This window comes from Rossellomorea pakistanensis (genome assembly GCF_016908495.1).
GTDB lineage: Bacteria > Bacillota > Bacilli > Bacillales > Bacillaceae_B > Rossellomorea > Rossellomorea pakistanensis.
Genome location: NZ_JAFBDZ010000002.1, coordinates 451432 through 464142 on the forward strand (window position 1 = coordinate 451432; position 12711 = coordinate 464142).

Here is a 12711-nt window from a genome sequence, read left to right on the forward strand (position 1 = left end):
GTTTGTCGAGCGGTCAATATATAGGAGAGTTTGGACAAATTACTTGCCATTTCGGACAAATTAATAACAGAAATGGACAAATTATTGCTCGTAACGGACAAATTAATTGATCTCGGCCTTGAATCAACCCCAATTTGGTTGTGTCTATTATCATAATTTCCCATTCCGACAGATTAATAGGAACTTTATTCAGTATCCAATTGAAAGAGGGAGGAATGTTAAATAAAAAGTAGAAATAAATAACAGTGGGATATTTTACCTTAATGGGGAATGAGTAATAGAAATTAGATGATGAACTATTCTACGCCCATAGGAAACAGAATCTCAGGGGGATTTTTTCTATTCTAAAGATATTTCTAGGAGTGAATATGAAACTAGTAAAAGTATTGTTAATAGCACTAACCACTATTTTGTTTACGTATGGATGTTCAAAAGAGGACGAAGTACAAATGAAATCAATAGAAGATATTGAGTTCGAAACCCTTAATGAGTATATCGGAACGTATGTTGGCGGGAACAGAGTATCAGCAATAATTGGGGATTTACCAGGGGGAGAGTCTTTTAGAGAATTAGATTTAACGGGTGAAAAGATTAAAGTAACATATGGGTTCAATGGAGGGGATTTCTCACAAAACTACATATCAGAATACTGGTTTGATGGGAACGATACTCTAGAGAAGAACTTCCTTTATAACGCTATTTTATTAACAATCCTTGTACCCAATTCATTAGAATATCATTTTAAAATTGATAATAGTTCCTTTTCCGTATCTAGAGGAAATATGGTTGAAATACTTACAGAGAATCTAAACTATTTCCCAATGGATAAAGCTGTTTTAAAAAATGAAGCAATGGCTATGTTCCATGATGAGAACAAAAAAGCTACAGAAAAACTTCTAAAAGAAAATATGGAAACCTTTGAAGAATTAGTGTTATCTGCTGAATTTCGTAATCAATTTTTTGAAAAGTTTCCAATTAAGGATTAAGTACATGTAAAAAAGAAGTATTTTGAAAAAATTCCACTAATTCTTCTTGATTATAGGTTCAGATGTTTCTAGCAGAAATCAAATTGAAACTAGAATTAAAGCAAGGTGGTTTTAAAGTGATAGAACTATTCTATTACAACTGGCAAGTAAGAGAAGATTGGTTTAAATGGTGTGAGAAGCGATTTGCGGAAGAATTAGTTAAAGAACGTGCTGGCGGAATGGGAAGTATTTTAAAGACACTTTTTCATGTGATTGATTGTGAACAAATTTGGATAAATCAAATGAAAAGGACTAGTGTAACTCAAATCGATATAAACTCCATTTCGACTCTCCAAGAAGTGATCGAGTACTCAAATTTTACAAAAAAACAAACCGAACAATTTATGAGAGAGTGGAATTCGAATACTGAGAAAAAAATCCTGGAGATTAAAAGAAGGAACGGTCATCTATCTTCTTTTTCGTATGGGAAAATCGTTAAACATATCATCACCCATGAAGTTCATCACATAGGTCAATTATCCGTATGGTCTCGGCAGTTAGGTGAAAAACCTGTATCGAGTGATTTAATCTATAGAGAGTTTTTATCTCAATCATTTGAAACAATCTAAAAAGGGGATATCTTATGCCTAAAGTAGGTGTTTTTGCATCAGTTATCGATGAAGAAGATAGGATATTATGCGTAAAGATAAATTATGGTTCTGGAAATTGGACTTTGCCTGGAGGTCATTTGGAAAAGAATGAATCCCCCATTGATGGAGTGAAAAGGGAAGTCTATGAGGAAACAGGATTCTTAGTAGAAATTGATTATCTAATATCCCTATATTCAGCTCCAGAAAAGGATGACTTGGTGCTTTTATTCAAAGCAAGGATCATTCAAAAGGCAGAATTTGTTCCTAATGGTGAAATCGAACAAATAGCATTTTTTGATAAAGGGGATCTACCTAAGGAAATGCATCCATGGAACATGAAAAGAATTTATGATGCTTTTAACGATAAGGTGAGTAACTTGCATATTTTTAAGTGATCAAAAAAATTTTAATACTACATATTGTTTATAGGAATAGAGATACTCACCCAAATTATTATTTGAAAAAGATGAACATAAAGCAAAGTAGAAGAAATTTTTTATCTTACACTTTCCATATAAACAAGGGAGGTCATAAGATGTTAAATAAAGTATGTGTAATAACCGTTAAAGTCGACCGAATGTCTGCAGCTATTGATTTTTATACAAAGGTACTGGATTTTAAAATTTCAAAGCATTATGGCGAAAGGATTGTTAGCTTAGTACATAATGAAATACCGATAGTTTTAGAGGAAACAGAGCTAAACAATGTAGGGAAACAAAATGTATTAATAGGAATTCATTCAAATGATCTTGATAAAGATTTTGATCTATTGAAGAAAAAAGGTGCAAAGATCCTCTTTGATGAACCTAAACCTTGTCCGCCGGGGCGTTATATCATCATCGAAGACCCTGCAGGAAACCAAATCGAACTTGTGGAGTTTTCTGATGAATAGAGGAGGTGCGCTTGTGCCTGAGATAAGACATCAGATGTACATTAAAGTTGAACCTAAAAAGGTTTATCAAACGTTAATACATGAAGATGAATGGAATGCATGGTTTACAGACTATACAACCATTGATTTAAATCATGATGGCACTGGAAATATTCAATTTCGATGGAAAAGTAGCGATGATCATGAAATCGAAGACGGTGGGAGAATAATAGAAGCGATTCCTTTTAAAACTTTTACTTTTCAATGGAATCCTGGTGAAAATAATACGACTGTAACCTTTCAATTGAAACCTTATAAAGAAGGAACATTAGTCGTTTTAGAAGAACGAGGATATTCAAACTCAGATAAAGACCTGACTGCGTGTATTGGATGTGCTGTTGGTTGGGGAGAGGCTTTGACTTTATTAAAAATTTATTTGGAGCATGGGATCGTGTATAAGGATGATTTATTATTAACTTAGGGTGGTAGTTAAAATGATATATGAAGTGACGATCCAAATTCGTGTAAAGGATATGGCAGAAGGTCAGAGGTGGTACCGAACCTTATTAAATAGAGAACCCGATTTTGTTCCTCATGAAGGTTTTGCAGAGTGGGAACTCATTCCAAGGTGCTGGCTGCAAGTGGCAGAAGGAGTACCATCAGAGGCAAGTGGTCCCCTTAGGTTAGGTGTACCGAATATTATTACGACAAGGGATCGGTTAATGAAGGAGCTCGAAATGGAAGACTTTGAGATTCATGAAAGACCAGAAGTCCCAGTGAAGTGGGGAACCTTTACGGATCCTTGGGGGAATCGGGTTGGACTCTTTGAATATTTAAGTGAAGAAGAAAAGAATATAAAAATGAATGCTATTCACAAATAATGAATAAGGCTAGTTTAGTAAAAAGACGAGGCTGTCCCATAAGGGGTCCGGAACCACTATGATTGCCCGTATATAGAAGGTGTCTTGTAGGTATCTTCTATATGTTGAAGTTGTGGTTCCTGACTCCTTGGTTTTGGGGAAGCCCGTTTTTATTTGTTCTTTTAGCTAGGCTCTTTTCTAAAAGTTTGTTGCTTTTAACAATATTGAAAACGAAGAGTGGATTGGAGCGGAAGGCATTTGACTCCTGCAGGATGCAGAGGAAAAGTCTAGACCCCGCAGGCGGAACGTCGAGGAGGCTTGACTTCCTCCCCGCGGAAAGCAACGGTCAAATGTTTATTCTCAATAAACAACAATCTCTACGAAAAGAGCCTTTAGCTAAAACCATCAGACCCTTTTCGAAAAACTTTCTTACTAGATAGCAGTTTTAATGCTTTAACTACGTATCAATTGTTAGAACCAACCCTACACTATATAATAAATGAAAATAGGTAAAACTTTGGAAGTTTACAAACCTTTTGAGTAGGAAATAAAAAATGTGTGCTAACTGAGATCAAAGAAGAAAAGAGGATGAAAATTTGTTTAAATCGTCAAAGTTGCATTTCTGGACACTTGAAATTTTGCTCATTGCACTGATTTTGTATGTATCAACGAAAATAACTTTCTTGTTTGAACCCTTGGTTGTCTTTGGAACGACTCTATTTTTTCCCATTATTATTTCAGGGTTTCTCTATTTTCTATTAAACCCCATTGTTAATAAAATTCAAATGCTAAAGGTTCCTAGAACAGTGGCGATTCTTTTAATCTATTTATTGATGATCGGGTTAATCACCCTAGTAATCCTTTTAATTGCCCCTATTTTTACAAAACAAGTGACGCAGTTAGTCGAGGACATTCCTACATATGCTAAACAGACGAAGGAACTTATTGACGAGGTGTCTACAACCGAGGAATACAAATGGGTCGTTAAACAGGATTATGTAACGATTGATGATATAGAGAAGGCGGTTTCCGATATTGCCAATACACTTCCCGATCGTCTTACAAACGGTATTTCTACTGTAATCGGTTGGGTAACCAGTACGACGATTACGATTGTTACTGTGCCATTCCTTTTATTCTACATGTTCAAGGATGGTCATCGATTTCCACATGCCTTGGCTCGTTTTATCCCCTCAAAGTATAAACAAGAGGGGCTTAAAATCATCAAGGATACGAATAAAACCTTGGCCGCCTATATCCAAGGACAGGTGATTGTGGCAACATTTGTCGGGACACTTGCTTATATCGGTTATTTGATCATTGATCTCCCTTATGCTTTGATAATGGCGATGATTGTCGTTGTCACCAATATTATTCCTTATGTTGGCCCGATCTTAGGTGGAGCTCCAGCGGTTATTATCGCCCTGTTCAATTCACCTACCCAAGCCTTTTTGGTTATTGTCGTAATTACCATTGCCCAGCAAATTGAAGGGAATGTATTATCACCGCTTATCCTAGGAAAAACTTTGGATACACACCCAGCTACTATCATCATTTTGTTGCTTGTAGCAGGTAATCTTGCTGGAGTCCTAGGAATGATCTTAGCTATTCCAGTCTATGCTGTATTGAAAACGCTTGTTTTAAATGTAGTGAGATTCCTTAAAGTAAGAAAGAGCTATTTGGATAAAGAGGAGATAGAGGTTTAGAAGGTGGTGTTACCTTTAAGCTAGGAACAAAATCAATAAGAGTAATTTTGAATTCAGTGCTGAAGAGTGATTGATAACAACAGTCTTTTTAATAAAAAAAAGCTGACTTTTATGGTCAGCTTTTGTTGTTGGATAGGTTTACTTTGTTCGAACAAAAATTACGGTACTGAGTAACCAGCAACAGGATAATGATCCGAGTACTCATTATAGGTATACGTTTTTCCAAATGATGTCACCGACCATTCTGGTGACTTGATATTCATAGCGTTAATATACCAGTTACTCGGTTGTTTATGACTTTTTTCGACAAAAATATAATCTAAATATTGCGGTTCGAGCTGTGGATAGTTATAACCTGCAATCCCATTCGTGTCAGGATCCCATGTGGATGTGAAACCAGTGTAGGCAGTAGGGGCATTCACATTTAGATCCTTAAGCATTGAAGAATACTCTGGAGTTCCCTTGATCACATTTAGATCTCCACCAATGTAAACCACTTCACTTGCAGGAATGTCTTTTTGATCGATAAATCCGCTTATTTCATCCATTTGGGCTTTACGCACGGATGCGGCTTCTCCATCCGAACAGCGTTCATCCTCTGATTGCATATGAGTTCCGATTACATGGTAGAAATGCCCGTTTTTATTGATTTTTACATAAACAAATCCTTTGTTAGCCAACCAATCTGCTCCGCACCCATCTTTATATACGTATTGAATCTTTTCAACGATTGGCCACTTGCTGACGATCGCCGCTCCGCCATCTTCGGGGGTCGTGTATGAATAGCTTCCGAGAGTCTCATCCCAGTTACTAGTACTGCGCCCGAGTACAGGTGTTTGGTAAGGATAGTCATTCTCTAATCCATTCAACAACTTGTTCGAGGCTTCATTATCGAACACTTCGTTTAAGATGACTACATCTTGTCCTTTTATGTAATCTGCATTGGAAATGAGGTCGGCTCGTTGTACTTGTCCCCAATTCGGATAAAGGCTTTGCGATAGCATGTACACATTATGCGCCATTAGTTTAAAATCATTTGGGTAATCGCTCTCCTCTGCAGACACAGTGGAAGAAAAAACGATTACTGGTAAAACAAGAGCAGCTACCACCAGGAATTTCGTAAGGTTTATCATCTTTTCGATCATGTTATCTCCCTCTTTTCATTTATATCAACTATCATCATACAGGAATGACGAAGAAATGAGCTCGAATTTACAAAAGATTTGTAATTGTTAACATCTTCTTGAAGATCGTTAACATTCTAATCATCATCTAACTACAAATAGTCGTCTTATTGCATGATTAGAAGTTTTACAATCCTTGAGAAATAGGGACTAAATCTAAAAATCAAATGGAATGACACATTTATATAAAATGTGCATAAATTTTAAATCTTGTGCCATTACTCCAAATTTTCGTGCGAAAAATTAGATTCTTGTGCATTTACTGGCCATTCTTGTGCAATAAAATCAAAAAGTTGTGCACTCCCACATACAAGTCAAGGAGATTAGGCTTCTCCTTTTGTATGGAGTGAGCTGTTTAAACAAATCCTTCGAAGGTTAATAATGTTTATTAAATATTTGTACGTTGTAGTAGGAAATAAGCCTTTCATGTAGAAAATTTTAGAATAGCCTTATTCCAAAGGAGAGATTTCAACTATGTACGAATTAAAAACCAAAGAAACTGAAAACAGTGTCATTGAGTTTATTGAAAATGTTGAAAGCCCTAAAAAACGTGAAGACGCTTATAAGTTGTTAGATATTTTTACTGAAACAAGCGGGTTTAAAGCCAAGATGTGGGGGCCGAGTATCATTGGATTTGGTTCTTACCATTATAAATATGCATCCGGTCATGAAGGTGATGCACCACTAGTGGGTTTTTCACCTCGGAAAGCCAAGATCAGTTTATACTTTGCAACTGGTGACACGAAGCGTGAGGAATTGTTAAAGGACTTTGGAAAACATACATCAGGTAAAGCATGTGTGTACATCAATAAAGTAGCAGATATTAATGTCGATGTATTAAAAGCATTAATTCAGCAATCAATAAAGTTTTTACAGGAAACCTATCTGAACGAATAAAGCAAAAGGGAGTTGATTTATAATGGAAGATCTTCAAGTTACTACGAAAGTGAAACTATTAAAGCCCACTCATGAAGTATTCGAAGCCATCGTAAATCCTGAAGAAATGGCTCATTATTGGTTTTCATCGGGATCTGGGAGGTTAGAAGAAGGCAAAACCGTTACATGGAGATATGAGGAATATGGGGCAGAAGTGGATATCCATGTACTGGAACTACAGAAAAATAAAAAAATTGTCTATCAGTGGCCAGCTGGTGAAGGAACAGTAGTAACGATTACGCTAAAAGAAGTAGATCACACAAGTACCATTATTGAAGTGGTGGAAAAAGGTTGGAAAGAAAATGATGAGGATTTGATGAATATATTGTTAGGACAAAAAGAAGGCTGGGTTTATATGTTGACTTGTTTAAAAGGCTATTTGGAGCATAATGTTTCTACTTTGAGAGCTTCATTGGTGTTTTGACTGTACTAAACGTTTCAAGGGACGCTTCCTATATGGGGTTTGCGTCTTTTTACTTTAGGTAACAAAATTAATTACCAATATTAGTAAAAAAGAGGATTGACAACAGATTATTATAATGGCCAAAAAAGCCACCCGAAACTTTTTTCAATCCTCTTTTTTCATAACTACTGTTTAGGTAATCCCGGCGGATAATAATAGGGAGGGACTTTAATCCATCCTCTTTTTCGCATTAAATCTTTTAACGATGATCCAAACTTCATTTTTTCTAACATACATTGAGTGAATAAAGCTGCAACATCATTTCGAACACTTTGACTTGCTGCGGAAGCACAGGTCGTGACGGCTGCAACGGTCTTCATACTAAGACCATTCATAATCTCATCATCAGTAAGCTTGACGCCTAAGGGGACGCCATTAGGCTCAGAGTTTGGACGTTGCTCACTTGTTGGAGGCAAAGAAACCCCTTCCTTCTTCATGAAATCTTTAAATCTTTTACCTTGTGTATCGCATTGATTCAAGCTTTCCTTCAAAATCTTTAAAACATCATCATCTGTGGATGTATTAAGGCCAATCTGAATATAGACAGTTGCTTCGTCCATTAATGTTTGATATAACCAGCAGCTCATTACTTCCCCAACGTGTAATGGATTTTTTGGTTCATTATCTAATGATATTTGCAAGAAGTCCTTTACTGCTTCAAAAACGGTTGTCACCTGAAATCACTCCTGTTTTCCAGCTTCTTTATGTTTAGTTTTTTACTAAAGACAAGAAATTACTCCCCTTTTTCTCACTGCCCTCAGGAAGTCTTATTTAATTGCTAGGGTGGGGGAAATTGGAATATTATTTTTCCATTAGCGCACCCTTAAAACTGTACTTATCTTTATCATCTGAGGTGTAAAGTTTGTTTTCAAAACTGACGAAAAAAGAACAAAGACTGCTTATATTCGCCTTTCTTGCATTGGTTATTTTTGTAACGCCGTTATTTGTTTTGGGAGAAAACGCCCATATCCGTGTCCATGATAATTTGGACTCCAATCTTGCCTGGTATAGAGTCCTTGCAGATAGTGGGGAAATTGCTGGGGCAACGAATGCTGTAATCCTCCAGGTGATCAATGGGAATTTGTCGCGAAATGCTTTTGGCACTGAATTTAGCTTAATCGTTTGGCTATACGCGCTTTTTCCGACGATGATTGCCTATGCATTGAGCCAAACTATCACGAGATTTGTGGCATTTATCGGAATGTATTTACTGTTAAAAAAACATTTTCTTAAGGGAGAAGGATGGGCGGTTGTCAATATTGGCACAGCCTTAGCATTGGCCTTTACCCCCTTTTGGCCTTCCGGAATGTTAAGCACACTCGGAATGCCGCTTGCACTTTGGGCTTTCTTGAATATCCGCAATGGGGAGAGGTCGTGGAAGAATGTTCTTGTTCTAACTCTCCTCCCTTTCTATTCCAGTATTGTACTAGGGTTCTTCTTTTTCCTAAGTGCGATGGGAATCTTCTGGTTGAGTGATGTGATAAGGGGAAAAGGGTGGAATGGGCGATTCTTTTTATCCATTGCCTATATGACAATCGTTTATTTCCTTGTTGAATATCGGCTTGTTTATTCGTTTTTGTTTGATGATGAACCAAACAGCAGGGATGAATATTTCCATGCGAGGTTAACCTTTGGACATTCAACCCGGCTGACCTTTAAAAATTTCATTCTAGGGCATCATCATGACATGACAGTACATACTTTTGTCATATTGCCGGTTATGCTTATCGCCTTTTATGTGGTTTTTAGGAAAAAACTTTGGAAGCAGGAAAAGGTGTTTGTCTTTTTATTTGCATTGAATTTTGCCTTATCTGCCTGGTATGCCTTTTGGTTTTACAAGGGCTGGCTGCCGCTTACAGAACGTTTTCACTTTCTTGACACCTTTAACTTTGCCCGTTACCACTTTTTAAGACCACTTGTCGTTTATTTGATTTTTGCCCTATCGTTAAAAATCCTTTGGTTCAAGGGTCGATTCTGGAAAATGGCCGTTCCCATTCTTGTCGCTGCCCAGGTTTTGGTCGTTTCCTTTTTTAACGAAGAGATTATTTTTCATAATAAACCCACTGTCAAACAATTTTATGCAGAGGAACAATTTCGTGAGATCAAAGAATACATTGGTCAGCCGCAAGAAACATACAGGGTTGCAAGCATCGGATTGCATCCCGCGATTGCTCAATATAACGGATTTTTCACCCTGGATACTTACAATAATTTCTATCCTCTAAGCTACAAATATCAGTTTAGAAAAATTATTGCAAAGGAATTAGCTAAAAATAAGAGGATACGCATTTATTTTGATGAATGGGGTGGCCGTTGTTACATTTTTACGGATGAGCTTGGCAAACATTATATGTTTAAGAAACATACAAAAAAGCGACTGAAAAACCTTGAGCTTAATATTGAAGCGTTTATGGATATGGGCGGAAGATTTATTTTTTCAGCTGTTCCGATTGATAACGCCGCTGAAAATGGTTTGAAGTTAGAAAGGATCTTTGAATCAAAAACCTCTGTATGGAAAATCTACCTTTATAAAGCAATCAACAGCCAGGAGGAATCAGAATGAATGTACCCATACTGACGATCGTAGTTCCCTGTTATAACGAAGAAGAAGTTCTCCCAGAAACCATTTCTCAGCTTAATACGTTTTTAGGACAGCTGGAGGAAGAGGGGGTTGTATCAGATAAAAGTAAAATCCTTTTCGTTGATGATGGGAGTAAGGATCAGACTTGGAAAATGGTCTACAAGGCGAGCCTGCAGGAAAAGAGAATACGTGGTCTGAAGCTATCAAAGAATGTCGGACACCAAAATGCTCTTCTTGCTGGATTATTTACCACCAAGGAAGCGTCAGACTGTGTCGTTTCCATTGATGCTGACCTTCAGGATGATATCGATGTAATTCGGGAATTCGTTCAAAAATTTAAGGAAGGGTTTGATATTGTTTATGGAGTAAGACGAAAGCGGGACACGGATACTTATTTCAAAAAGACGACAGCCCAAGGTTTTTACAAGCTCATGCAGGCTATGGGCGTTAATCTTGTCTATAATCATGCTGACTTCCGCTTAATGAGCAAACGCGCGCTAGACGGGCTCGAGCGCTTTGAAGAAGTTAATCTTTTCCTGCGCGGTATTGTTCCACTCATAGGCTTTAATTCAACTAGTGTCTATTATGATCGAAAGGAAAGGCTCGCAGGCGAAACAAAGTATTCACTGAAAAAAATGCTTTCTTTTTCATTTGACGGAATTACTTCATTCTCTGTCACGCCCATTCGGATGGTGATGGCAGTGGGCTGTATCTCTTTCTTTTTCAGTCTGCTATTTGGAATTTATATTCTCGGCTCGAAATATTTTGGTCATACCGAAAGCGGTTGGACCTCATTGATTGCTTCCATTTGGCTGATCGGAGGTCTACAATTAATGGCCATCGGGCTAGTGGGGGAATATGTTGGGAAAATCTATAATGAATCGAAACGCCGTCCGAAATTTATTGTCGATATTGATACTTTTAATTTGCCGATGTCGCGTAAATTAATTAATTCGAGAGGAAATCAGGATGAGTCATATAGCGCTGATTATAGAAAACTGCCTGAAACGAACTAATTCTTTTACTCGGTTTTTAATGGTTGGAGTTGTCAATACTTTGACAGGTCTGTCCATCATGCTCCTTCTCTTAAATGTAATAGGTCTGTCTTATTGGTTTTCAACCTTCCTAGGCAATGGCAGTGGTGCAGTCGTCAGCTATTTCTTAAATCGAAGCTTTACTTTTCAAAGTAAAGTTCAATTGAAAAGTAGTGCATTTCGTTTTCTTACTGTCATTCTTGTTTGTTACCTCTTATCCTACAGCTTGAGTAGGGCGGTTGCAGATTTTTTAGTAGACTTCCAATACATTCGTCACACACTCCCTGAAGATAATCTTGCTATTCTTATCGGAACCGGATTCTACACCTTAACAAATTACCTCGCCCAAAAGCACTTTGTATTTAAAACGTAATATGGTGCCAGGCACAAATCGCTAATTCTGTACCTGGCACCATTTCGAAATTGCCCTTAACCTATAAAAAAACAATCAGTACTTTTTGAAAAAGTAAGGAAGGTGTGGTTGGCATGCTTCGTACTTTTGCAGTTACAAACGAATTAAAGCTTGTAAATGATTTGCCGATGAATCGTTTATTTGATTCTGATATAAAATGGTTTTGGGTGGATTTTGAAACACCTTCAGAAGAAGAAGCAATCCTTCTTAAAACTCATTTTAGCTTCCACCCGCTAGCGATAGAAGATTGTTTGCATTTTTTGCAGCGTCCAAAGCTCGATTATTTCGAGGGCTACGATTTTTTTGTTCTACATACTTTAAATCAAGATTCCCTAACATCTGAAGAAGTAGATGTATTTGTAGGTGAGAATTTTATTGTTACGTTTCATTTAATGCCATCACCCGAGATTGAACTGGTTCGACAAAGATTAATCGGGGATCAGAATGATTTAGCTAAAGGGGCATTGTACGTATTTTATTTAATCATGGATAAGATTGTCGATGAGTATTTCCCATCTATTTATAAAATTGAAGATAACTTAAGTGAAATTGAAATGAAAGATGCCAACCAAAACCTCATTGAAGACGTTTTTGAAATTAGAAGCCAGTTACTTAAATTACGCCGAACGGTTTTTCCGATGCGTGAATTGCTCTATAGAGTTTTAAATTCGGAAAGGGTAGTCATTCCTAAAGAAGAACGAGTGTATTTCATGGATATTTATGACCATTTGCTGAAGCTTTCAGAAATGATTGAGTCGAATAGGGAAATGACAACGGATGTACGAGATAGCTATCTATCAATAAACTCTCACAGAATGAATAATATCATGAAGACACTCACCGTCATGACCTCTATTTTTATTCCCCTTACCTTTATTGCAAGTATATATGGAATGAACTTCGAATATATTCCTGAGCTTTCTTGGCGCTGGGGGTATTTTAGTGTCTTAGGTGTGATGGTGTTGGTTGGTTCAAGCATGCTCATAGGGCTATGGTATAAGGGGTGGTTCAAATAAAAAAGTAACATCGGATTTTTTGAGTTTAGTAAA

General features: G+C 37.0%; 15 protein-coding genes. 13 read left to right on the plus strand and 2 right to left on the minus strand.

Annotation, left to right across the window (positions count from 1 at the left end; translation table 11 throughout):
* Positions 1 to 368: 368 nt before the first annotated feature.
* The 7 genes from JOC86_RS09910 (at position 369) to JOC86_RS09940 (ending at position 5052) form a co-directional block, all read left to right on the plus strand.
* A complete protein-coding gene (locus JOC86_RS09910) occupies positions 369 to 986 on the plus strand; it encodes a DUF4825 domain-containing protein (protein WP_205171550.1) in 618 nt (205 codons plus the stop codon).
* 116 nt (positions 987 to 1102) lie between these two features.
* Positions 1103 to 1594, plus strand: a complete 492-nt coding sequence (locus tag JOC86_RS09915) for a DinB family protein (protein WP_205171553.1) — start codon at positions 1103 to 1105, stop codon at positions 1592 to 1594.
* A gap of 14 nt (positions 1595 to 1608) precedes the next feature.
* Positions 1609 to 2010 carry an NUDIX hydrolase gene (locus JOC86_RS09920; protein WP_205171556.1) on the plus strand — a complete coding sequence of 134 codons (402 nt, stop codon included), beginning with the start codon at positions 1609 to 1611 and terminating at the stop codon, positions 2008 to 2010.
* A gap of 140 nt (positions 2011 to 2150) precedes the next feature.
* Positions 2151 to 2507, plus strand: a complete 357-nt coding sequence (locus JOC86_RS09925) for a VOC family protein (protein ID WP_205171559.1) — start codon at positions 2151 to 2153, stop codon at positions 2505 to 2507.
* Positions 2508 to 2520: 13 nt separating this feature from the next.
* Entirely contained in the window at positions 2521 to 2967 is a 447-nt protein-coding gene (locus tag JOC86_RS09930; protein WP_205171561.1) for an SRPBCC domain-containing protein, read from the plus strand.
* Positions 2968 to 2980: 13 nt separating this feature from the next.
* Positions 2981 to 3367, plus strand: coding sequence for a VOC family protein (locus JOC86_RS09935; protein WP_205171564.1), 387 nt, complete (start codon positions 2981 to 2983; stop codon positions 3365 to 3367).
* A 575-nt stretch (positions 3368 to 3942) separates the two neighbouring features.
* On the plus strand, positions 3943 to 5052 hold the full coding sequence (locus tag JOC86_RS09940; RefSeq protein ID WP_205171567.1) for an AI-2E family transporter: 1110 nt from the start codon (positions 3943 to 3945) through the stop codon (positions 5050 to 5052).
* A 158-nt stretch (positions 5053 to 5210) separates the two neighbouring features.
* Here JOC86_RS09940 and sph read toward each other — a convergent pair whose 3' ends face one another.
* Complete coding sequence (gene sph, locus JOC86_RS09945; RefSeq protein WP_239587514.1) at positions 5211 to 6197, minus strand: sphingomyelin phosphodiesterase; 987 nt, start codon at positions 6195 to 6197, stop codon at positions 5211 to 5213.
* Between the two features lie 513 nt (positions 6198 to 6710).
* Here sph and JOC86_RS09950 point away from each other — a divergent pair.
* Both JOC86_RS09950 and JOC86_RS09955 read left to right on the plus strand, forming a co-directional pair.
* Positions 6711 to 7133 (plus strand): DUF1801 domain-containing protein, encoded by a 423-nt coding sequence (locus JOC86_RS09950; protein WP_205171571.1) that lies wholly within the window; start codon positions 6711 to 6713, stop codon positions 7131 to 7133.
* Between the two features lie 22 nt (positions 7134 to 7155).
* A complete protein-coding gene (locus tag JOC86_RS09955) occupies positions 7156 to 7596 on the plus strand; it encodes an SRPBCC family protein (RefSeq protein ID WP_205171574.1) in 441 nt (146 codons plus the stop codon).
* A 164-nt stretch (positions 7597 to 7760) separates the two neighbouring features.
* Here the strand turns inward: JOC86_RS09955 and JOC86_RS09960 are convergent, their stop codons facing one another.
* Positions 7761 to 8309, minus strand: coding sequence for a DUF3231 family protein (locus JOC86_RS09960; RefSeq protein WP_205171577.1), 549 nt, complete (start codon positions 8307 to 8309; stop codon positions 7761 to 7763).
* A 188-nt stretch (positions 8310 to 8497) separates the two neighbouring features.
* Here JOC86_RS09960 and JOC86_RS09965 point away from each other — a divergent pair, with 188 nt between their 5' ends.
* From JOC86_RS09965 to corA, 4 genes are all read left to right on the plus strand, one after another.
* Complete coding sequence (locus JOC86_RS09965) at positions 8498 to 10198, plus strand: DUF6044 family protein (RefSeq protein ID WP_205171593.1); 1701 nt, start codon at positions 8498 to 8500, stop codon at positions 10196 to 10198.
* Positions 10195 to 11232: a glycosyltransferase family 2 protein gene (locus JOC86_RS09970; RefSeq protein ID WP_205171596.1), complete on the plus strand. Its 1038-nt coding sequence runs from the start codon at positions 10195 to 10197 to the stop codon at positions 11230 to 11232. Before JOC86_RS09965 ends, JOC86_RS09970 begins: the two co-directional genes overlap by 4 nt.
* Positions 11186 to 11623, plus strand: coding sequence for a GtrA family protein (locus JOC86_RS09975; protein ID WP_205171599.1), 438 nt, complete (start codon positions 11186 to 11188; stop codon positions 11621 to 11623). Before JOC86_RS09970 ends, JOC86_RS09975 begins: the two co-directional genes overlap by 47 nt.
* 113 nt (positions 11624 to 11736) lie before the next feature.
* Positions 11737 to 12678, plus strand: a complete 942-nt coding sequence (corA, locus tag JOC86_RS09980; protein ID WP_205171602.1) for a magnesium/cobalt transporter CorA — start codon at positions 11737 to 11739, stop codon at positions 12676 to 12678.
* The last annotated feature ends 33 nt before the right edge of the window (positions 12679 to 12711 follow it).